18 protein-coding genes are annotated in these 20,009 nt (G+C 71.4%); 7 read left to right on the top strand and 11 right to left on the bottom strand.

Annotated elements, in window-relative coordinates:
- The first annotated feature begins 4 nt into the window (after window positions 1-4).
- On the top strand, window positions 5-1,411 hold the full coding sequence (locus ACIPSJ_RS09110; RefSeq protein ID WP_401344746.1) for a purine-cytosine permease family protein: 1,407 nt from the start codon (window positions 5-7) through the stop codon (window positions 1,409-1,411).
- Between the two features lie 23 nt (window positions 1,412-1,434).
- Here the strand turns inward: ACIPSJ_RS09110 and gcvH are convergent, their stop codons facing one another.
- Together gcvH and ACIPSJ_RS09100 are read right to left on the bottom strand one after the other, a co-directional pair.
- On the bottom strand, window positions 1,435-1,824 hold the full coding sequence (gene gcvH, locus ACIPSJ_RS09105; protein ID WP_401344744.1) for a glycine cleavage system protein GcvH: 390 nt from the start codon (window positions 1,822-1,824) through the stop codon (window positions 1,435-1,437).
- Window positions 1,825-1,911: 87 nt separating this feature from the next.
- Window positions 1,912-2,895 (bottom strand): CorA family divalent cation transporter, encoded by a 984-nt coding sequence (locus ACIPSJ_RS09100; protein ID WP_401344742.1) that lies wholly within the window; start codon window positions 2,893-2,895, stop codon window positions 1,912-1,914.
- A 212-nt stretch (window positions 2,896-3,107) separates the two neighbouring features.
- Here ACIPSJ_RS09100 and ACIPSJ_RS09095 point away from each other — a divergent pair, with 212 nt between their 5' ends.
- Window positions 3,108-3,962: an SDR family NAD(P)-dependent oxidoreductase gene (locus ACIPSJ_RS09095; protein ID WP_401344740.1), complete on the top strand. Its 855-nt coding sequence runs from the start codon at window positions 3,108-3,110 to the stop codon at window positions 3,960-3,962.
- Between the two features lie 36 nt (window positions 3,963-3,998).
- Here the strand turns inward: ACIPSJ_RS09095 and ACIPSJ_RS09090 are convergent, their stop codons facing one another.
- Window positions 3,999-5,321: a PucR family transcriptional regulator gene (locus ACIPSJ_RS09090; protein ID WP_401344739.1), complete on the bottom strand. Its 1,323-nt coding sequence runs from the start codon at window positions 5,319-5,321 to the stop codon at window positions 3,999-4,001.
- 111 nt (window positions 5,322-5,432) lie between these two features.
- On the opposite strand from ACIPSJ_RS09090, the gene ACIPSJ_RS09085 reads away from it, so the two are divergent.
- The 4 genes from ACIPSJ_RS09085 to ACIPSJ_RS09070 all read left to right on the top strand — a co-directional run bounded on the left by ACIPSJ_RS09085 (window position 5,433) and on the right by ACIPSJ_RS09070 (window position 10,598).
- Window positions 5,433-5,885 carry a nucleoside deaminase gene (locus ACIPSJ_RS09085; protein ID WP_355709806.1) on the top strand — a complete coding sequence of 151 codons (453 nt, stop codon included), beginning with the start codon at window positions 5,433-5,435 and terminating at the stop codon, window positions 5,883-5,885.
- A complete protein-coding gene (locus ACIPSJ_RS09080) occupies window positions 5,878-6,858 on the top strand; it encodes an isopenicillin N synthase family dioxygenase (protein WP_393538325.1) in 981 nt (326 codons plus the stop codon). The genes ACIPSJ_RS09085 and ACIPSJ_RS09080 overlap by 8 nt, the downstream gene beginning before the upstream one ends.
- 102 nt (window positions 6,859-6,960) lie before the next feature.
- Complete coding sequence (locus ACIPSJ_RS09075; protein WP_401344736.1) at window positions 6,961-9,051, top strand: hypothetical protein; 2,091 nt, start codon at window positions 6,961-6,963, stop codon at window positions 9,049-9,051.
- Entirely contained in the window at window positions 9,051-10,598 is a 1,548-nt protein-coding gene (locus tag ACIPSJ_RS09070) for a hypothetical protein (protein WP_401344735.1), read from the top strand. Before ACIPSJ_RS09075 ends, ACIPSJ_RS09070 begins: the two co-directional genes overlap by 1 nt.
- Window positions 10,599-10,693: 95 nt before the next feature.
- Here the strand turns inward: ACIPSJ_RS09070 and ACIPSJ_RS09065 are convergent, their stop codons facing one another.
- From ACIPSJ_RS09065 to hemL, 8 genes are all read right to left on the bottom strand, one after another.
- Entirely contained in the window at window positions 10,694-11,041 is a 348-nt protein-coding gene (locus ACIPSJ_RS09065; RefSeq protein WP_365692666.1) for an SRPBCC family protein, read from the bottom strand.
- 25 nt (window positions 11,042-11,066) lie between these two features.
- On the bottom strand, window positions 11,067-12,161 hold the full coding sequence (ccsB, locus tag ACIPSJ_RS09060; protein ID WP_359210064.1) for a c-type cytochrome biogenesis protein CcsB: 1,095 nt from the start codon (window positions 12,159-12,161) through the stop codon (window positions 11,067-11,069).
- The gene (locus ACIPSJ_RS09055) at window positions 12,158-13,873 is read right to left on the bottom strand and encodes a cytochrome c biogenesis protein ResB (protein WP_401344732.1); all 1,716 of its coding nucleotides are present in this window, start codon (window positions 13,871-13,873) and stop codon (window positions 12,158-12,160) included. The genes ccsB and ACIPSJ_RS09055 overlap by 4 nt, the downstream gene beginning before the upstream one ends.
- A gap of 3 nt (window positions 13,874-13,876) precedes the next feature.
- Complete coding sequence (locus tag ACIPSJ_RS09050) at window positions 13,877-14,641, bottom strand: cytochrome c biogenesis protein CcdA (RefSeq protein ID WP_355709820.1); 765 nt, start codon at window positions 14,639-14,641, stop codon at window positions 13,877-13,879.
- A 1-nt stretch (window position 14,642) separates the two neighbouring features.
- Entirely contained in the window at window positions 14,643-15,233 is a 591-nt protein-coding gene (locus tag ACIPSJ_RS09045) for a TlpA disulfide reductase family protein (protein WP_359210058.1), read from the bottom strand.
- A gap of 56 nt (window positions 15,234-15,289) precedes the next feature.
- Entirely contained in the window at window positions 15,290-16,555 is a 1,266-nt protein-coding gene (locus tag ACIPSJ_RS09040; RefSeq protein WP_401344729.1) for a hypothetical protein, read from the bottom strand.
- 175 nt (window positions 16,556-16,730) lie between these two features.
- The gene (locus ACIPSJ_RS09035; protein ID WP_355709825.1) at window positions 16,731-17,432 is read right to left on the bottom strand and encodes a histidine phosphatase family protein; all 702 of its coding nucleotides are present in this window, start codon (window positions 17,430-17,432) and stop codon (window positions 16,731-16,733) included.
- Window positions 17,429-18,757: a glutamate-1-semialdehyde 2,1-aminomutase gene (hemL, locus tag ACIPSJ_RS09030; RefSeq protein WP_401344727.1), complete on the bottom strand. Its 1,329-nt coding sequence runs from the start codon at window positions 18,755-18,757 to the stop codon at window positions 17,429-17,431. The genes ACIPSJ_RS09035 and hemL overlap by 4 nt, the downstream gene beginning before the upstream one ends.
- A gap of 535 nt (window positions 18,758-19,292) precedes the next feature.
- Here hemL and ACIPSJ_RS09025 point away from each other — a divergent pair.
- The gene (locus tag ACIPSJ_RS09025) at window positions 19,293-19,964 is read left to right on the top strand and encodes a hypothetical protein (RefSeq protein ID WP_365692680.1); all 672 of its coding nucleotides are present in this window, start codon (window positions 19,293-19,295) and stop codon (window positions 19,962-19,964) included.
- Window positions 19,965-20,009 lie beyond the last annotated feature (45 nt).

The following is a 20,009-nucleotide window of genomic DNA, read 5'->3' as shown; positions in this document are numbered from 1 at the left end:
TCGTATGACGACTGCTCCCGCCGGTTCCACCACCACCAGTAGCGCACCCGAATACGGTGACCGGGTCATCGCCGTGGAGGCGGCGGGCTCGGAACCGATCCCCGAAGCCGAACGCCACGGCGGCCCGCTCCAGCTCCTGTGGACCTGGGCGTCCCCCAACATCGAGTTCGCGACCGTCTACATCGGCGTGATCGCGGTCCTCTTCTTCGGCCTCGGCTTCTGGACGGCCACCGCCGCGATCCTGCTCGGCACCGCGCTCGGCGCGGTCACCCAGGGCGTGCTGTCGCTCGACGGCCCCCGGTTCGGCGTCCCCCAGATGGTGATCGGCCGCTTCTCCTTCGGCCACCGCGGCAACATCCTGCCCTCCGCCGCCAACGGACTGCTCGCGGGCGTCGGCTGGTTCGCGGTGAACAGCGTGAGCGCCGCCTTCGCCCTCAACACGCTCACCGGGCTGCGCCCGCTGCCCTCCCTCCTCCTGGTCGTGGTCGCCGAGATCCTGATCGGCTTCATCGGCCACAACTTCGTGCACACCTTCGAGAAGTACGCGTTCCCGGCGCTCGCGGTGATCTTCCTGCTCGCCGGGGTGTGGACCTTCAAGGACGCCGACCTCGGCGGGGGCGGCTCGGGCGGCGGTGTCGGCGGCTTCCTGCTCGCGTTCAGCGCGGCCTGGGGCTACGCGGCCGGCTGGAACCCGTACGCCTCGGACTACTCGCGCTATCTGCCGCGCACCGCGGACAAGGTGAAAACGGTGCTCTGGCCGGCCGTCGGCCTGTTCGTGTCCGTGTCGATCGTCGCCGTCATCGGAGCGGCCTCCGCCACCATCCTCGCCCCCAAGGACGCCACCCCGACGGCCGCCTTCACCGGGCATCTCCCCGGCTGGCTCGGCGACCTCGTGCTGATCGCCATCATGCTCGGCGGGGTCTCGGCGAACGCCCTCAACGTGTACTCCGGGGCGATCTCCATCGCCTCCTTCGGCCTGAAGCTCCCCACCTGGCTGAGCCGCAGCGCGCTGGTCGTGGTGTCGGGCATCGCCGGTACGGCGGCGGCCTGGGCCTCGCTGGACGACGCGGGCGCGGCCTACGAGGCGTTCCTGCTGGTCATCGCGTACTGGGTGGCGCCCTGGCTGGGCGTGGTCCTGGTCGAGCGGTGGCTGCAGCGCCGTACCGCGACCGACGCGGAACTCGCCGCCCGGCTGACCGACCGCTCCTTCACCAACTGGCCGGGGCTCGCATCCCTGTTGATCGGTGTGGCGGTGTCCGTCCCGCTCTTCTCCAACCAGGAGGACTACGTGGGCTGGGTGCCGAAGCACCACCCGGCCTTCGGCGACATCACCCCGGTGGTCGGCTTCGCGGTGAGCGCGCTGCTGTACGCGGCGCTGCGGAGCCGGGCCCGGGTCCGGCCGACGCCGTGACCCGGACCGGCTGACCGGGAGCCCTACTCGGCCTCCGACTTGAGGTACTTCTCGTACTGCTCGGCGCTCAGCAGACCCTTGATCGCCTCCTTGTCGGAGACCTGGACCTTGATCACCCACACCTCGTGCGGCTCGGAGTTGAGCAGCTCGGGCTCGTCGATCAGCTCCTCGTTCCTCTCGGTCACCTTGCCGCCCACCGGCATGAAGAGCTCGCTCGCCACCTTCACAGACTCCACGGTGCCGAAAGGTTCGCCCGTCTCGACCTTCTGGCCCACGGTCGGCACGTCCACGAACACCATGTCCCCGAGCTGCTTCTGGGCGAACTCGGTGATCCCGACGGTGGCGGTACCGCCGTCGACCTGGATCCATTCGTGGTTCTGGGTGTACTTGCGGTCCGTCGGGTACATGGCCATGGCGCAGCTCCTTCGAAGTCGGTCGGCGCCATCAGCCTGCCACCCCTGTCGCTCTGCGTAACGGATCGAATACACCACTCGGGTGACCTAGTCGTCGTCGCGCAGCCGGCGCCAGATGCGGCTGCGGTGCAGCAGGACCAGCGAGCCGAGCACGGCGACCAGCTGGAGACCCACGGCGAGCAGCCAGAACTCGTCCCGGGTCTCCAGCCGGTTCGTCAGGAACTCGAAGTTCATGCCGAAGAACCCGGTCAGGAACGACAGCGGCAGGAAGATCACCGACACGATCGCCAGCCGGTTGATCACGCCGTTCTGTTCGCCCGCGACCAGGGAGCCGTAACTGGCGAAGGCCCGGCGGGCGGCGTCCTGGAGGGACTCGATGTCGGCGAGCACCAGGCGGGCGGTGCGCTGGAACTCCAGGGCGAGGCGTTGCCGTTCCACCGGGAAGTCCGAGCTCATCATCCTGCGGGTGATCACCTCCTCGACCGCCTGCAGGTAGGGCAGCAGCGCGTGGTGCAGCCGGGCGGACCAGCGGCGCTGCTGGGACAGCAGGTAGATCTGCTCGGGCCGCCGCCCCTCGAACATGTCGTCCTCCAGCTCCTCCACCCGCAGCACCGCCCGCACCGCGGCCCGGCGGAACGTCACCAGCGACTCCTGGAGCAGCAGGAACAGCGAGGCGACGGCGTCGGGGGGCCGCTCGCGCCGCAGCTGCGCCGTGATGGCCGCCGCCAGTCCGGCCCGGCGGCCCCAGTGCACGACCACCAGGAAGCGCTCCGAGGCCAGGGCGTGCACCTGGACGATGTCGCCGTCGTGGACGACCGGCACGACGAACCCGGCGGCCCCGCCCAGGAACTCGGCCCGCGCGGACTCGTCCCGGCTGCCGAACCACCCGAGGTCCTCGTCCTCCAGCCCGAGCCGGCGGGCCACCGGCTCGTCCGCCGCCGCCGGGCCCTCCTCGTCGGGCAGTTCGACGTCGAGGAGCAGGAACCGGTCGGTGGCGAGCCGCTGCCGCGCCTCCGCCACGGAGATCCGCGCGGTGCCCCCGTCCGGCACCGACACCACCGTCACGATCATCGCCTCACCACTGCTCCCGTGGCCCACACCTTCAGCGTGTGCGCGGCGGAAGCCCGGCGCACCCGGATGCGCTCGGCTGCCGCGCGGGACGGCCCCGAACGGGTGAGGACCCCGACCGCGGGCCCGTCTGCCCGGACGGCCACCTGGCCGTCGGGGCAGGAGTTCCCGACGATGGACCCGATGACGCGGATCCGTCCACCCGAGGAGCATCGATGCCCCGAACCCGTAGGCCGATCGCGGGCCGTCCCGCGATGATCACCGGTGCCGCCTCCGGCATCGGCCGCGCCCTGGCCCAGCTCCTCTCCCGCACCGGATCGCCGGTGGCCGTCGCCGACATCGACGCGGCCGGGCTGGAGGCGACCGCCGCCACGCTGTCCGGCCCGGTGCTCACCCGGGTGCTGGACGTGCGGGACGCCGCCGACCAGCACGCGTTCGCCGCCGAGGTCCGCGACTGGCTGACCGCACCGCTCGGCGCGGTGTTCAACAACGCGGGCGTCGCCGTCACGTCCTCGGTGCTGGACGCCGTACCCGAGGACGACGAATGGCTGCGCGCCATCGACTTCGACGGGGTCGTCAACGGCACCAGGGCGTTCCTGCCCCTCCTGGTGGAACAGGGCCAGGGCGTGATCGTCAACACGTCCAGCGTGTACGGGCTGGCCGGCATGCCGTACCAGAGCGCCTACTGCGCCGCGAAGTTCGCCGTGCGCGGGTTCACCGACGCGCTGCGGCAGGAGCTGCGCGGCACCGGGGTCTCCGCGGTGACCGTGCACCCCGGCGGCATCACCACGAACATCGCCCGCAACGCCCGCGTCCGCGAGGACCCCGAGGGACGCGGCCGTACCCACGCGCAGCTGGCCGCCGAGTTCGAGGCCATGACCCTGACCAGCCCGGCCAAGGCGGCCGAGATCATCTGCCGCGGGGTGGAGCAGGGCCGGGCCCGCATCCTCGTCGGCCCCGACGCCTACCTGTTCGACGCGCTCACCCGGGTGACGCCGACGCACTACTACACGGTGCTGGGCGTGCTCCGCCGCGCCCTGCGGTCCCGGGCGGAGGGGGCCTCGGCATGACCGTCGCCGCGCGCCGGGCGCGGTGACGGGGTTCCGTCAGGCGACCGTGCGCAGCCGGCCCGCCGCCGCCGTCGTACTCACACCCCGCACCACCCGGTGTGCGCAGGCCGCCGTCAGCAGCTCGCCCAGCAGGTCCGGGTCGTCGATCTCCAGGCCGAGGAGGGACTCGATGCGCTCCAGGCGCTGGTAGAGGGACTGGCGGCCGATGTGGAGGAGGGCGGCCGTGCGGGTCGGGGAACAGCCGTGCCGCAGGTGCACCTCCAGGGTGCGGACCAGGTCGCTGGCGTGGGCCGCCTCCCAGGCCAGCAGCGGGCCGAGGGTGTGCCGGACGAGGGCGGCGAGGCGGTCGCGGTTGGCGGCGGTGCCGCCCCGGGTCAGCTCGCGTTCCAGGGCGAGGGCGCGCGCGGAGGTCACCAACGGGCCCTCGGGTACGGCGGGTTCGGCGGACGGCACGGTCAGGGCCAGCTCCAGGGTGGTACGGGCCGCGCGCAGCGTCTCGCTCCAGTGCAGCCAGCCGCCGTCGGCCTCGACAGCGTGCCCCACGGCCACGGTGAGCCCGGGACCGGCGGCCGTACGGAACGCCTCCTGCACGGCCCGGACCGGATCACCGGCACCGAGCCCCCCACCGGGCACCGCACCCCTGCCGCTCCGCCCGGCACCTGCGCGCCCGCGGTACGCGCCCGGCAGGGCGATCAGGGCCAGGACGTCGCCGGGGAACGCGGCGCGCAGTGCCGTCGCGCCGCTCAGGAGGCGGACGGCGCGGTCCACGGTTCCGGTCTCGCGGGGTCCGTGGACCGAGACGCCGATCAGGCGGGAACCGGGGCCCGGGTGGAAGCCGGCGAGGGCGGCGCGGGCCTCCACCTCGGGCTGGTTGAGGGCGGCGCGGTCGGCGAGGTCGGCCAGCAGGGCCGCCGTGTGGTCGTCGCCCCAGGGCCGGACCGCCGACCGCCCGGACAGCCCGCGGGCGACGATCGCGCGGTTCGCGGCCTCCGCGATCCGGACGAAGGGCACCACCCGGTGCAGGGCCAGCAGCGGCAGGCCGAGCCGGCGGGCCTCGTCGGTGACCTCCGTGGGCATCGCGGGAAGGGAGCGGCCGACCTCCACGGCGAGCCCGGCCGCACCCCGCGCGGCCAGCTCGCGGACATAGCGGCGCCGTACCTCCTCGCCCGCGTCGGTCAGCCCGAAGCCGTTGGTGAGCAGGAGTTCGCCGCCGTCGAGGAAGTTGGCGCCCTCGTAGACCTCGCTGGAGTGCACCCAGCGCACGGGCCGGTCGAGGGCGTCCTCCCCGGCGAGCAGTTCGGGGCGGGCCGCCCGCACCGGGTCGAGGGAGAGGACTTCGCGGAGGGTGAGTGCGGGCACGGGGACCTCCAGGGGACGGGCACGGGCCCTGACATTTCGTCCGGCCGCGGGTTGCCCGGAGGGTACTTTCCGCACGTTGCCCTCGTGTTTCGGCCACAGGAGAGTGGAGACATGGATCAGTCACAAGCCCGGGCCTGGCTCGCCACCGCCGTCGCCGAGGCCCGCGCCGGCCTCGCCGAGGGAGGCATCCCGATCGGCGCCGCGCTCTACGGCGCCGACGGCGCACTGCTCGGCCGCGGGCACAACCGGCGGGTGCAGGACGGCGACCCCTCGATGCACGCGGAGACGTCCGCCTTCCGCGCGGCGGGCCGGCAGCGGTCGTACCGGGGCACCACCATGGTGACCACCCTGTCGCCGTGCTGGTACTGCTCCGGTCTGGTCCGCCAGTTCGGCATCTCGCGGGTCGTGGTCGGCGAGGCGGCCACCTTCCACGGCGGCCACGACTGGCTCGCCGAGCACGGTGTGGAGATCGTCCTGCTGGACGACCCGGAGTGCACCGGCCTGATGCGCGACTTCATCGACAACAATCCGGCCCTGTGGAACGAGGACATCGGCGATGAGTGACACGACAAGCTCCAGCCCCCGTATCCCCACCATCGACCTGCGGCCCTGGCTCGACGGCGACGAGGCCGCCCGGCAGGAGATCGCCCGGACCGTCGACGCGGCCCTGAAGACCGCCGGCTTCCTGCTGGTCACCGGGCACGGCGTGGACCCGGAGCTGCGGAACTCCGTACGGGAGGCCGCGCGCGCCTTCTTCGCGCTGCCGGCCGGGGTCAAGCAGGCGTACGAGGTGAAGGTCGGCGGCCGGGGCTGGCTGGGGCCGAAGGCCGAGGCCAACGGCTACTCGGAGGGCACCGAGACCCCGCCCGACCTGAAGGAGTCGCTGACCTTCGCGACCCACGAGCCCTTCGACGACCCGGCGGTCAACGCGGAGTGGTACGCCCCCAACGTGTGGCCCGACGAGATCCCCGCCCTGCGCACGCTCTGCGAGGAGTACCTGGAGCGGATGGCCGCGCTGGAGAAGGAGCTGCTGTCCCTGCTGGGGTACGCCCTCGGGCTCGAACCCGACTTCTTCTCCCGGCACATGGACCATCCGACGTACGGCTTCAACATCAACTGGTACCCGGGGACGGACGTCATCGGCGAGCCCGAGCCCGGCCAGTTCCGGATCGGCCCGCACACCGACTTCGGGACGGTGACCATCCTGGACCGGCAGGCCGGCAAGGGCGGACTCCAGGTGTACACCGACGAGGGCGGCTGGGAGGACGCCCCCTTCGACCCGGCCGCCTTCACCATCAACATCGGTGACCTGATGGCCCGTTGGACCGGCGACCGGTGGCGCTCCGGACGGCACCGGGTGCTGCCGCCGCCCACCGACGCCCCCGCCGAGGAGCTGATGTCCCTCGTCTACTTCGGCGAGTGCACCCCGGGCACCCTGGTCGAGTCCGTACCGGCCCCGGTCGGCCGGGTGGCGTACCCGGCGGTCGACTCGCACGTCTATCTGCGGGGGAAGCTCGACTCCATCACCGTCGGCTGATCTCACAGCGTCAGGATTCGTGACCCAACAGTCATCAGGCGATCTGGTACGAGGCAACTCCCCCTTCTTACACTTGTGTTGAGGGGGGACGGGGGTACTGCCTTGCACAGACGGTTGCACGGTCGTGGGGCGCTGTTCGACGTCGAGCCGGCCGGGCTCGTGCCGAGGATCGTCGGGTTACGGCCCTACCAGCACCGTGCCCTGCCTCTCGAACACCCCGGTGAGCTGCCGTTCGTGGTGCTGACCGGTGCCCGGGGACTCGGCAAGAGCGCGGTGCTCGGGGAGTTGCGGGACGCGTACAAGGGGCACACCCCGGTCGCGCTGGCCGACTGCGCGGAGCCGCAGTTCGCGGGGCCGCCCGCCGAGCGGCCCGCCGAGTCCTGGTCGCCGGTCGCGCAGGCGCTCCTGGTGATCGCCGAGCAGCTGGCGGAGCCGGTCACCGGAGCCGGGCGGATCACGTTCCCCCGCCTCATGTCGGGCCTGGTCGCGGTGGCCGCGGGCGGCTGGGGCGACGCCGACTCGGAGCGGATCCGGCGCGAGGTGGAGCGGATCCTGCTGCTGAACGAGAGCGGCTCGTGGATCAGCGGGCTCGCCGGGCGCTGGGCCGGGAAGGTGACCGCGAAGGTGGTGGCCGCCGCGACCGGCACCGGGCCGCTGGTCTCCGGGGCCATCGAGGCCACCCTGGAGTCGGTCGCCGAGGGCTTCACCAGCCGCCGGCAGCAGAAGGCGTCCGTCTGGTACCGCGCCTACCCCAACGCCGGCGGGCACGCCCAGCGCGGGCTGATCCTGCTCTCCGGGCACTTCCGGGCCGGCGGCACCTCCCGCGAGCACGCCGAGCGGTATCTGGTCCGGGCCCTGCTGGCCGACCTGACGGAGGCGTACGCGGGCGTGCTGCCCCGGATGCAGCGCCTCGGCCGGCCGCTGGTCCTAGTCGACAACGCGCAGACCGGGCCCGGCCCCGGCCTGCTCGACGCCGTGCTCCGGGACCGCGCCGACGGCGTCGCCGACCAGGTGGCGTTCGTCGCCGGGCTGCGCGGCGACGGCCGGGAGCTGCTGCGGGGCGGCGTACGGCGGGAGCTGGCCGAGGTGAGCCGGCGCAGCGAGTGGACGCCGGACGCGGCCCTCCCCTCCTCACGGGCGCTCCTGGTCGCCCTGCCGCCGCTCTCCCCCGACGACACCCTGCACCTGGTCGCCACCCCGGCCGCGCCCCAGCTCCCGCACGCCGTGCACCGGCTGACCGGCGGCAACCCGCTGGGCATCGCGCTGCTCGCGGAGTCGGCGGCCCAGCACCCGGACCGGGCGGGCACGCTCGGCGAGCTGCTCACGGCCGAGGTACGGCCCGCCGGGGACGGCCCGGCCGCCCCCGCCTACCGGCTGCTCCTGGACCGGCTGGTCCCCGAGGACCGCCTAGGCGAACTGACCGTCCTCGCCGCCGCCCACGACCACGACTCCGCGTGCGCCCTGGCCGCCGCGCTGCTCCCGGACGACTTCGGCCCGGCGGACGTCCGGGCGCTGCAGAACCGGCTGGCCCAGGAGGGACTGCCGGTGGTCCCCGGCCAGTTCGTCGGCGACCCCTTCGTGCGGACCCTGCTGCTGCTCCGGCTCCACCTGCGGGACGCCGACCACGGCGGCTGGCGCACCGCCCACGAGACGCTGATCGCGCACTACGCGGAGCACCTGGGCACCGACCGGCTCGCCCGCTTCCGGCTCCACCACCAGCTGGCGCTGGGCCGGACCGAACCCGCGGTCGCCCACCTCCGCGACGGCTTCGCGCTCCTGGACACCCGCACCTGGCTGCACACCCTGCGCTTCATCGCCTCGGCCCCCTACTTCCACGCCCATGACGCCGAGGGCCGCGACTTCACCGGCCCCGGCGACCGGCGGGCGGCGGTGGCGCTCGGCCGCACGGACGCGCACCAGCGGGTGCCCGAGGACGCGGAGGCCGTCCTGCACCTGCGCATCCGGCGGCTGCTGCACGCCGTGTGGCATCTGACCGATCCGCTGGTGCTGCCCGACCCGGACGTGGGCAACCGGCTCCGCTTCGAACTGGAGCAGCTGTCCAACCTGCGGCCGGCCGGCAACGCCCTGCTGTGGCGGGCCTCCCGGGACTGGCCGGCGGCGGCGCTGGCGGGACGGCCGCTGACGGAACCGGAGGACGACGAGGGCGACGACGAGCGGAGCGGGGTGGCGTGATGGCGGGGCGGGGCGTGGGCACGTGGTTGCGTGAGGGCGTCTGGGAGATCCCGCTGCGCCGCTATCTCGCCCTGCTGGTGGCGGCGGGGCTGGTCGCGGGAGCGGTCGTCGGGGTGCGCGCGGCCGTGCACGACGACCGGTCCTGCGCGCCGGGGGTGGCGCGGCCCGCGGGCAGCGAGGAGTGCGTGGGCGTGGCGACGACCGCGTTCGACTTCGGGCACCCGCAGCTGCGGGACACCGTACGGGCGATCGCCCGCGAGAACGCCCGACTGAAGGCCGGGAGTTATGTGACGGTGGCGGTGATGCTGCCGTACACCGCGACGGCGGCGGCGAGCCTCGCCGACATCCAGCACGAGCTCCAGGGCGCGTACGTGGCCCAGTACCAGGCCAACCACGAGTCCAACGGCCAGTCCCCGGCGATCCGGCTGGTGCTGGCCAACCCCGGTTCCACCAGCCAGTACTGGCGGCCGATGGTGGACCGGCTGGCGGCGATGACCGGGGGCACGGACCGGCTGCGGGCGGTGGCGGGCGTCGGGCAGAGCACCGACAACAACAAGAAGGCCGTCAAGGAGCTGACCCGGCGCGGGATTCCGGTGGTGGGCTCGTCGATCACGGCCGACGACCTGGCCAACGGCCAGCACGGCAAGGACCCCTACCCCGGCCTGGCCCGGGTCTCCCCGACCAACACCGACGAGGCCCGCGCGCTCGCCTCCTTCGCCAAGGTCGCCGCGGGCCGGGCGCTGCTGGTCTACGACAAGCCGGGCGACCCCTACACCCGGACCCTCCAGACCTCGTTCGCGGCCCTGATCAAGGGGTCGCCGTACGAGCCGCAGCCGTTCACCCCGCCGGCCGACCGCAGCCAGGAGGGGACGACCGCGAACACCTTCCGGCAGATCACCAACCTGGTCTGCGACACCTCGCGGTCCACCGACACGATCCTGTTCGCCGGCCGCCACACCCAACTGCGGCAGTTCATCAACGCGCTGGGCGTACGGGGCTGCCAGGACCGGAAGTTCACGGTCCTGACGGGCGACGAGGGGTCGTACCTCACCGGCGAGAAGGACCTGCACCGCGACGCGCTCCGGCACAACCTCGCCGTGCGGTACACCGCCCTCGCCCATCCCGACGCCTGGGGCAAGGACAGCCCCCGCACGGGCGGTTCGGCGGCGGACGCGGCGACCCTGACCCGGCTGCTGGCGGACGCCCGGAAGACGCCGGTGGGGCCGATCGGGTCGGTGGCCCTGGAGGACGGGCAGCTGATCATCGCCTACGACGCGATGCGGCTCGCGGTGCACGGGATCCGGGAGGCGGTTCCGGAGGGCCGGCGGGTGCCGACGCTGGCCGACGTGGGGCTGCAGTGGCCGCAGGTGAAGGGGTCGCTGCGGGTGGCCGGGGCGAGCGGGTGGATCTGTCTCGACGCGCACGGGAACCCGTACGACAAGGCGGTGCCGATCGTGGAGCTGCGGGCGGAGGGCGGCTCACGGTTCGTGACGATCGCGTGGCCGGAGGGGAAGCCGCCGGGTTCGGAGTGTTTGCCGCCGTCGTGAGGTGCGGGTTCGGTGGGGGCTGGTCGCGCCCACGCGGCGGAGCCGCACATTGGTACAGCCCCGCGCCCCTGACGGGGCGCCTCAGTCGGCGCGCCTCAAGAGTCGAGGGAGTCGATCAGACGTTCGAAGCGCGCTCGCCATGCCGACTCCGTCCCGCCTTCGGACTCGTGCGTGAGGCGCAGGGTGCTACCGGTCTCGCCGTTCGGTTCCAGGTGGAAGCGGATTCTGCCGCCGGGGTCGACCGTGTACTCGGCGACGCGGTCCACGTCCCACGCGGTGACCGTGCCCGTGCCCAGGTCGCCGAAGGTGACCGTGCCGCCCAGTCTCGGTTGCAGGACGTCCGCCGGGGTGAACCAGGCGGCCAGGCCCTCCGGGGTGGAGAGGCTCGGCCAGACCTGGTCCATCGGCCTCGGCAGTCGTATCAGCAGCTGAAGGACGGCCATGGGACCAGTGTCGCCCCAGGTCGGCTCAGACGCCCGCGTAGGAGTGCTTGCCGGTGACGAAGATGTTGACGCCGTAGTAGTTGAACAGCCAGCAGCCGAAGGCGATCATCGCGAGGTAGGCGGCCTTGCGGCCCTTCCAGCCGGCGGTGGCGCGGGCGTGCAGGTAGCAGGCGTAGGCGACCCAGGTGATGAAGGACCAGGTCTCCTTGGGGTCCCAGTTCCAGTAGCGGCCCCAGGCGCTGCCCGCCCAGATCGCGCCCGCGATGATCGTGAAGGTCCACAGCGGGAAGACCGCCGCGTTGACGCGGTAGGCGAACTTGTCGAGGGAGGCGGAGGCGGGGAGGCGCTCCAGGACCGAGGTGGCGAAGCTGCCGGGCTTGCCGCCGGCCTCCAGCTTGCTCTCGTAGGAGTCCTTGAAGAGGTAGAGGATCGTGGCCATCGCGCCCACGTAGAAGACCGCGCCGCAGAAGATCGCCGTCGAGACGTGGATGTACAGCCAGTACGAGTGCAGGGCCGGGACCAGCGGCTCGCTCGCCGTGTAGAGGACGGTGACCGCGAGACCCAGGTCCAGCAGGACCGAGGTGATCAGGAAGAGGCCGAGCCAGCGGATGTTCTTCTTCAGGGCCAGCAGGGTCAGGTAGACGCCGACCGCGACCGTGGAGAACGTGAGGTTGAACTCGTACATGTTGCCCCACGGCGCCCGCTGCACGGAGGCCGCGCGGGCGATCACGCCCGCCAGCTCCACGAGGAAGGCGAGGACCGTGAGGGAGATCGCGATCCGGCCGTAGAGGTCGCCCTGCTCGTCGCCGCCGTGGGCGCCGGGGCCGTCCGGGACGTCCCGCGCACCCGCGGCGGACCGCACGACGACCTGCGGGCGTTCCAGTACGGCGGTGCCGCCGGCCTTCTTGACCGTGACGGCGGGCGCCTTCTTCGTCTCCGCCGAGGCGGTCAGCGCGTTGGCCGTGCGGGCCACCCGGCTGCGGCTGCCGAGCAGCCACTCGAAGATGTACGCGAAGAAGGCCAGCGTGTAGACGGCCATCGAGGAGTAGATGAGCGTGTTGCTCATGCTCGCCAGATGTTCGTTGGTCGCGGCGAGGGTCGTTGCGGCGGCGGAAGTCATCGCTTCTCAGCCCCTTCGGAAGGTACGACTTCGGGGTCGGGGGATTCTGCGGGGTCTTCGGTGTCGGGGTCGGGGGCCCCTGGTGCCTGGTCGTAGAGGATGCCCGCGAGGTCGCCCAGTTCCTCGGGCACCTTCGCGGACTCGCTGCGGCCGAGGCCTGCCATCTCGACGACGGTGACGCCGTCGGGTCCCTGCACCGCGCGCACCCACACGCGGCGGCGCTGGATGAACAGCGAGGCGGCCAGGCCGAAGATCGCGGCGATCGCGCCGGCCAGCGCCCAGCCGCTGCCGGGCTCCTGCACGATCTCGAAGCCGGCCCATTCCTTGACGTCCTTCTCGAACGTCACGGAGCCGGCGCCGTTCGGCAGCTGCATGGTCTGGCCGGGCTTGAGGTTGTCGCGGAGCTGCGCCCCCTTGGAGTCCTTGAACTCCTTCATGTGGGACTTGTTCAGCTGGTACACGCTCTGCGGGATGCCGGAGTTGACCCCGAGGTCGCCGTGGTACGGCGTCAGGTTCAGCACCGGGTTGTTCAGCGCCGGGAAGCTGGACAGCACCGAGGTGCCGCCGCCGTAGGTCGGCAGGAAGAACAGCGAGATGCCGAGCTGTTCGCTGACGTTCTTCGCGTTCTTGTAGCCGTCCATCACCTTCACCACGCCCTGGGAGGTGACGTTGGCGTCGAGCGGGAGCAGCGGCACGGCGTCGTGGTAGACGACGTCGCCCTTGCCGTCGCGGACCGTGATGACGGGCGCGTAGCCGTGGCTGACGAGGTAGACCTTGGCGTCGTCGATGCGCAGCGGCTCGTTCACCTTGATGGTGGTCCGCTTCGGCTTGCCGTAGGCGCCTTCGCTGTAGTCGATGTCCGCCTTGAAGGAGACCGCGGTGCCCTTGCTGGGGCCGCTGGTCTGGTAGCTCGCGGAGAAGTTCTTCAGGTCGAAGCTGAACGGCACCAGGTCGTCGGTGCTGAACATCGAGCCGGACTTGAAGTCGTCGTACTGGAGGATCGAGTTGGCGAACCCGTCGCCCTCTACGACCAGCTTGGTGCCGTCCGACTTGTACATCTGGCCGGAGGCGAAGGCGACAAGGAGCACGATCAGCGCGATGTGGAAGACCAGGTTGCCGAACTCGCGGACGTAGCCCTTCTCGGCGGCGACCGCGGTGCCGACGGGGTGCGCGCGGAAGTGCCGCTTCTTCAGCAGCTTCAGGGCTGCCTCGCGGACCTCCTCCGGGTCGGCCGCCGTCCGCCAGGTCGTGTACGCGGGCAGCCGGTCCAGCCGCTTGGGGGCGCCCGGCGGACGGCCGCGCAGCTGGCCCACGAACTGCCAGGCGCGCGGGATGATGCAGCCGATGAGGGAGACGAACAGCAGAATGTAGATCGCCGAGAACCACACCGAGCTGTAGACGTGGAACAGGCCGAGCTTGTCGTAGATCGGCGCCAGCGTCGTGTGGGACTTGCGGAAGTCGGCGACCTTGGAGATGTCGGCGCCGCTCTGCGGGATCAGCGAGCCGGGGATCGCGCCCAGCGACAGCAGCAGGAGCAGCAGCAGCGCCACCCGCATCGAGGTCAGCTGCCGCCAGAACCAGCGGGCCCAGCCGACGACCCCGAGACCGGGGGCGATCACCGTCTCCTCGACGGGGGCGGTGGAGAGCTGGGAGCCGGCCGCTCCGAGGTCCTGCTGGTCCTGCTCGCCGTTGTCGGTTTCGGTCTTGCTCATCGATCAGATCCCCACAGTGAAGCCGGCGGACCAGGACTGCATGTCCTGCACGAGACTGTCCCAGGCGCCTGTCAGCAGCAGCACACCGGTCACGATCATCATCGTGCCGCCGATCCGCATCACCCAGACGTAGTGCCGCTTGACCCAGCCGAACGCGCCGAGCGCCTTGCGGAAGGCGACCGCGGTGAGCACGAAGGGCACGCCGAGGCCGAGGCAGTAGGCGACGGTCAGTATGGCACCGCGGCCGGCGCTGCCCTGCTGCGACGACAGGGCGATCACGGAGGCGAGCGTCGGGCCGATGCACGGCGTCCAGCCGATCCCGAAGAGCGCGCCGAGCACGGGTGCCCCTATGAGGCCGGCCACCGGTCGCTTGTGGAAGCGGAACTCGCGCTGGGTGAACCAGGGCATCAGGCCCATGAAGAACACGCCCATGGCGATCATCAGAACGCCGAGCACCTTGCCGAGGACGCCGGACTGTTCCTGCAGAGTCTGGCCGAAGTAGCCGAACAGCGCGCCGCCGGAGACGAACACCGCGGTGAAACCGAGCACGAAGAGCGCGGCACCCGTGGCCATCCGGCCGCGCCGGGCCTCCGCGAGATCGGTGCCGGCGACACCCGTGACGTACGAGAGGTAACCGGGGACGAGGGGCAGCACGCAGGGCGAGAAGAAGGAGACGAGTCCGCCCAGCAGCGCGATCGGCAGGGCGACCAGCAGGGCGCCGTTGAGGACCGTCCCGTTGGTGCCGACGGCGGCGGCGAGTGTGCTCACGTCACTTCTCCGCGACGACCGGCTTGATCATCTTCAGCAGGTTCTCCTCGCTGAGCGCGGCCAGCGAGCGCGCGGCGACGTTGCCCTGCCGGTCGAGGACCAGGGTGGAGGGGATGGCCTGCGGGTTGAGCGTGCCCTTCTTGAAGCGGAGCATCAGCTTGCCCGTCGGGTCGTACAGACTCGGGTACTCGATGCCGTTCTGCTTCTCGAAGGCGACCGCGGAACCGGTGCTGGTGTCGCGGGTGTTGATGCCGACGAACTGGACGCCCTTGCTCGCGTAGTCCTTGGAGACGGACGCGAAGTAGGGCGCCTCGGCACGGCACGGGCTGCACCAGGAGCCCCACACGTTGATGACGACGACCTTGCCCTTGTAGCTCGCCACGTCCAGCGTCTTGCCGTCGATGGTCTTGCCCGACAGGTCGGGGGCCGCCGCGCGGTGGCCCTTGGCGACCGTGTCGATGCCGTCCTTGCCGGTGACGAAGTTGGTGTCGCCGCCTCCGCCCGAGGTGCCGCCGTTGCCGCACGCGGACAGGGTCAGGGCCGCCGCGGCGGCCATGGCGCCAAGCAGGACGGCGCGGCTACGGGTACTCATGTGAAAAGTTTCGCATGCCCGTTCTGGGGATCTTGCGCACCCCCCTCACGGACGCTTCAGGCGGCCGCCCCCTGCTTGAGGAAGCTCTTCCAGCCGCCCGCCGGCCGCTGCCCCACATCCAGGGTGCGCAGCTTCGCCAGCACCTCCGGCCTCTGGACGTCCATCCAGTCCACGAACTGCCGGAAGGAGACCATGCGCACGTCGGCGCCCTTCTCCTTCTCCCGGGCGATGTGCTTGAAGGCCTCCTCGACGGCGTCCATGTAGATGCCGCCGTTCCACTGCTCGAAGTGGTTGCCTATGAAGAACGGCGCCCGGTTTGTCGTGTACGACCGCTCGAATCCCGCTATGTACGCCTGCCCGGACTGCTTCCGCCAGCCCGGGTAGTTGTAGGCCGGGGCCTTCGTCGAGTTCACCGACTGGTTGGCGAGCATGTTGTAGTCCATGGAGAGGACCTCGAAGGAGCGCCCCGGGAACGGTATCTGCTGCAACGGCAGGTCCCAGATGCCCAGTTTCTTCGTCGGCCAGACCTGGCGGCCGCCCGGCGAGGAGGCGTCGTAGCGCCAGCCCAGCTCGCGGGCGGTGGGCAGCAGGTTGTTCTGGCCGAGCAGGCAGGGCGTACGGCCGCCGACCAGCTCCTTGTCGTAGTCGAAGGGCAGGGCGGGCAGGTCGGTCCAGCCGGTGTTGGTGCGCCAGCCCTTCACGAACGCCTTGGCCTGGTCTATCTCGCTGCGCCACTGCTTGGGCGTCCAGTTGCCGACCGTGCCGTAGCCGCCGCAGAAGTGCCCGTTGAAGTGGGTGCCTATCTCGTGCCCTTCGAGCCAGGCGCGGCGGACGTTGGTGAGGGTCGCCCTGACGTGCTCGTCGGTGAGGTAGCCGATGTCGGAGGCGCCGCGGGGGTTGTTCGGCGGGTCGTAGAGCCGCTTCTTCGACTCGGGGAGGAGGTACAGCCCCGAGAGGAAGAAGGTCATGGCCGCGCCGTGCTCCTTCGCCAGGTCGAGGAAGCGCGGGAAGAGGCCGGTGCCGACCTCGCCGGCGCCGTCCCAGGAGAAGATCACGAACTGCGGCGGGGTCTGCCCGGGCTCCAGCGGCTCGGGGGCGGCGGGCTGATGGGGCTGCCGGCCGGTGTCGGAGGTGGAGCCGTCACCGAGGGGACGGGCGTTCGGCTTCCTGGAGGCCTTGCCCGACGGCCTCTTGGTGGAACCGGCGGCGGGGGTCGGCCCGTCCGACGGGGTGAGGGTGCCGCAACCGCTGAGCCCGAGCGCGAGCCCGGCCGTGGCACCCGCGCCGACGCCGAGCATTCCCCTTCGCGTGATGGTCCGCATGCTTCCCCGATTCGTCACGTCCTCTGGTGGTCACCCAGTCAGAGGGCGTGACGAACAAGCGGGTTCCGCAGCGTCTGTTGTATTTCACGCCAAATATCACGAAGGTACGGCTATGTACCGTACGTCACCGTGGGCTCACTCCCGCCCCCCGGCTCACGGTCGGCTCACGGTCGGCTCACGCCCCGAAGGCCTTGTCCTTCCCCTTCACCGGCTTGGCGCCGGCCCGCAGATGGGCGGGGACGAGGTCGATGGCGGGCTCGGAGTACCCCACGGAAACGATCCTGTCGCCCTCGTAGGTGAACGTCGTCAGGGAGGCGAGGGTGCACTGCCGCTTGCGCGGGTCGTGCCACAGCCGGCGCTTCTCGACGTACGACCGCAGGATCCAGATCGGCAGCTGGTGGCTGACCAGCACGGCCTCGTGACCGCGCGCCTGGTCCCTGGCCGCGTCCAGGGCGCCCCGCATCCGGACGACCTGGTCGACGTACGGCTCGCCCCAGGACGGCCGGAACGGGTTGACGAGGTACTTCCAGTTGCCGGGGTTCTTCAGCGCCCCGTCGCCGACCCCGAAGGTCTTGCCCTGGAAGATGTTCTCCGCCTCGATGAGCCGGTCGTCGGTGCCGAGGCCGAGCCCGTGCGCCTTGGCGATCGGGGTCGCGGTCTCCTGCGCGCGCTCCAGCGGGGAGGCGACGACATGGGTGACGTCCCGGCCGGCGAGGTGCTCGGCGACCCGGTCGGCCATCTGCCGCCCGAGCTCGGAGAGGTGGTAGCCGGGAAGTCTCCCGTACAGCACGCCCTCCGGATTGGCGACCTCCCCGTGCCGCATCACATGCACGACGGTGATGTCCCGCTGCCCGCTCTGCTCACTCTGCTGGCTCATGCTGCCGTGGCCTCCGCGGCCGCTCGGGCCGCCGCCGGGAGGGCGTCGGCGATCTTCTGGATGGCCCGCTCGTCGTGGGCCGTGGACACGAACCAGGACTCGAAGGACGACGGCGGCAGGTAGACGCCGTCGGAGAGGAGGGAGTGGAAGAAGGCGGTGAACCGGAAGGACTCCTGGGCCCGCGCGTCCTCGTAGTTCCGCACCGGGCGGTTGGTGAAGAAGACGGAGAACATGTTGGAGGCGGTCTGCACCTGGTGCGCGACGCCCTCCTTGTTCAGCGCCTCGCCGACGAGTCCCCGGATCTGCGCCGACACCGCGTCGACCTTCTGGTACGCCGCGTCGTCGAGCAGCCGCAGCTGGGCGAGTCCGGCGGCGGTGGCGACCGGGTTCCCGGAGAGGGTGCCGGCCTGGTAGACGGGACCGGCCGGGGCGAGGTGCGCCATGACGTCCTCCCGCCCGCCGAACGCGGCGGCCGGGAAACCGCCTCCCATCACCTTCCCGAAGGTCATCAGGTCGGGCACCACGCCGTCGATCCCGAACCATCCGGCCCGGCTCGTCCGGAACCCGGTCATGACCTCGTCGGAGATGTACAGCGCGCCGTTCTCGCGGCAGGCGTTCTTCAGCCCCTGGTTGAACCCGGGCGCGGGCGGCACGACGCCCATGTTCCCCGGCGAGGCCTCGGTGATCACGCACGCGATCTCGCCGGGGTGCCGGTGGAAGGCCTCCTGCACGGCTTCGAGATCGTTGTACGGCAGCACGATCGTGTCCCCGGCCTGGGCGCCGGTGACACCGGGCGTGTCGGGCAGCGCGAAGGTGGCGACGCCGGACCCGGCGGCGGCCAGCAGGCTGTCGACGTGCCCGTGGTAGCAGCCGGCGAACTTGATCACCTTGGTGCGCCGGGTGAACCCCCGGGCGAGCCGGATCGCGCTCATCGTCGCCTCCGTGCCGCTGCTGACCAGCCGCACCTGCTCCAGCGGCTCGATCCGGGCGACCATCTCCTCCGCGAGGGCGACCTCGCCCTCACCGGGGGTACCGAAGGAGGTACCGCGGGATACGGCGTCCTGCACGGCGGCGATGACCTCGGGGTGCGAGTGCCCCAGGATCATCGGCCCCCACGAGCACACGAGGTCGACGTACTCCCGGCCGTCCGCGTCGGTCAGGTAGGCCCCCTTGCCGGAGACCATGAAACGAGGCGTGCCGCCCACGGCACGGAACGCACGCACCGGCGAGTTCACACCACCGGGCGTGACGACGGAGGCACGGTCGAAGAGCGCCTGTGAGACGGGCGCGTCGTAGGGATAGGGCATTTCGCTCTGGGCACTCATGACGTGCGGCTTCTCCGACTTCTCGGACTCCGGTTGGTGGGTGACCTCCTCAGGGTAGGGCCTGCCTTCCGGATCACTCACAGGGAAGCTGCGGTGCCTGATCGGTGCCGGTGAGCGGGGTGTGGTGCGTGCAGCTGCAAGGCGGAGGAGGGAGTCGACGCGGTGGGGGCACCTCCCGGCCGAAGGCTGGGGGACGTCGGCGAGTGACGACAACGCCGCTGGGGGTACCCCCTCTGGGGGAGGGCGTGCCACACCCCGCGTCTGTGGGTGAGCCGGAAGGCAGGCCCTGCGGCGGAGGACGGTGGTCTTCTCGCAGCGGAGGACGGCGGTCTCCGGTGGGCGGGCGGGGCATCTGCGAGACTGTGATCCGATACACGCAGCTCATCCGGTACGCAGGCGGCCGGAGGCTGTAAAGATCCTGCGGACTGATGTTTCGACGCACGTTTCGGCGGGCGGCCGTGGGGGAGGTCACTGACACGATGATCGGGTTGCGCGGCGGGGGCCACGCGTCCTAGAAAAGCAGTCGGGTGGAGATATGCATCGCGGTGGCGGACTGGGCGAGGGGACCGATGACCTGGGTCCTCGACGCGCCCATCGGGGAAGGCACCGACGCGAGGCGGAGGAAGCGGCGGAAGCAGCACGCCAGGAACAGGGCGCACCGAGTGAGTCGGAGCGGCGCGACCGACGTATCGATCAGTGGGACCAGAGGGGCCGGCGGATCGATCGCGGGATCGACCGTTCTGAGAGCGGGAGCAGGAATGGTGGTCGGGTGGGGGTGACGTACAAATACTTCGGCGCACCGGACGGCGCGACCGCGGCCCGCGTCCCGATCTCGATGCGTCCCGAGGAACTCGGCGGCGACGAGCTCGGCATGAACGGCATGTTCACCAAGATCAAGCCGGAGACCATGGCCGCGATGGTGCTGACGGGCATCGAAGGCGTACCTCTGCACAAGGTGCCGCCCCTGGAACTGGTCGTCCTGCACCCGGACTACGCCGTCGTCAAGCTCCCCATGACCGTCGTCGACCCGCTCCGCGGCATAGGCGAGGAAGCCGTCGGCGCGGCCGCCTTCATCTGGTCCACGGTCCCGGACCGCGGCGGCCCGAGAGACGCCTTCAACGTCTACCAACTCCTGCACGAGTGGCAGGACTTCTCACACCGGCTGCATGAGGCGGGACACCAGCCGTACTGCCTTGTGTGGCCGTGAGCCGAGGTTTCGTTCTGTTCGGGCGGGGTGCTCACACCCCGCCCT

This window comes from Streptomyces sp. NPDC090088 (assembly GCF_044747345.1).
Classification (GTDB): Bacteria; Actinomycetota; Actinomycetes; order Streptomycetales; family Streptomycetaceae; genus Streptomyces.
The sequence above is the reverse complement of the archived record's forward strand: the minus strand, read 5'-3'. Positions and strand labels throughout refer to the sequence as shown.

What these genes read in the sequence shown, in the direction of transcription:
- ccsB (WP_359210064.1), bottom strand. Translation starts at nt 12,161, where the DNA reads ATGACTTCCGCCGCCGCAACGACCCTCGCCGCGACCAACGAACATCTG.
- ACIPSJ_RS09080 (WP_393538325.1), top strand. Translation starts at nt 5,878, where the DNA reads ATGAGTGACACGACAAGCTCCAGCCCCCGTATCCCCACCATCGACCTG.
- gcvH (WP_401344744.1), bottom strand. Translation starts at nt 1,824, where the DNA reads ATGGCCATGTACCCGACGGACCGCAAGTACACCCAGAACCACGAATGG.
- ACIPSJ_RS09095 (WP_401344740.1), top strand. Translation starts at nt 3,108, where the DNA reads ATGCCCCGAACCCGTAGGCCGATCGCGGGCCGTCCCGCGATGATCACC.
- ACIPSJ_RS09065 (WP_365692666.1), bottom strand. Translation starts at nt 11,041, where the DNA reads ATGGCCGTCCTTCAGCTGCTGATACGACTGCCGAGGCCGATGGACCAG.
- ACIPSJ_RS09035 (WP_355709825.1), bottom strand. Translation starts at nt 17,432, where the DNA reads ATGAGCCAGCAGAGTGAGCAGAGCGGGCAGCGGGACATCACCGTCGTG.
- ACIPSJ_RS09040 (WP_401344729.1), bottom strand. Translation starts at nt 16,555, where the DNA reads ATGCGGACCATCACGCGAAGGGGAATGCTCGGCGTCGGCGCGGGTGCC.
- ACIPSJ_RS09085 (WP_355709806.1), top strand. Translation starts at nt 5,433, where the DNA reads ATGGATCAGTCACAAGCCCGGGCCTGGCTCGCCACCGCCGTCGCCGAG.
- ACIPSJ_RS09070 (WP_401344735.1), top strand. Translation starts at nt 9,051, where the DNA reads ATGGCGGGGCGGGGCGTGGGCACGTGGTTGCGTGAGGGCGTCTGGGAG.
- hemL (WP_401344727.1), bottom strand. Translation starts at nt 18,757, where the DNA reads ATGAGTGCCCAGAGCGAAATGCCCTATCCCTACGACGCGCCCGTCTCA.
- ACIPSJ_RS09055 (WP_401344732.1), bottom strand. Translation starts at nt 13,873, where the DNA reads ATGAGCAAGACCGAAACCGACAACGGCGAGCAGGACCAGCAGGACCTC.
- ACIPSJ_RS09045 (WP_359210058.1), bottom strand. Translation starts at nt 15,233, where the DNA reads ATGAGTACCCGTAGCCGCGCCGTCCTGCTTGGCGCCATGGCCGCCGCG.
- ACIPSJ_RS09100 (WP_401344742.1), bottom strand. Translation starts at nt 2,895, where the DNA reads ATGATCGTGACGGTGGTGTCGGTGCCGGACGGGGGCACCGCGCGGATC.
- ACIPSJ_RS09110 (WP_401344746.1), top strand. Translation starts at nt 5, where the DNA reads ATGACGACTGCTCCCGCCGGTTCCACCACCACCAGTAGCGCACCCGAA.
- ACIPSJ_RS09025 (WP_365692680.1), top strand. Translation starts at nt 19,293, where the DNA reads ATGCATCGCGGTGGCGGACTGGGCGAGGGGACCGATGACCTGGGTCCT.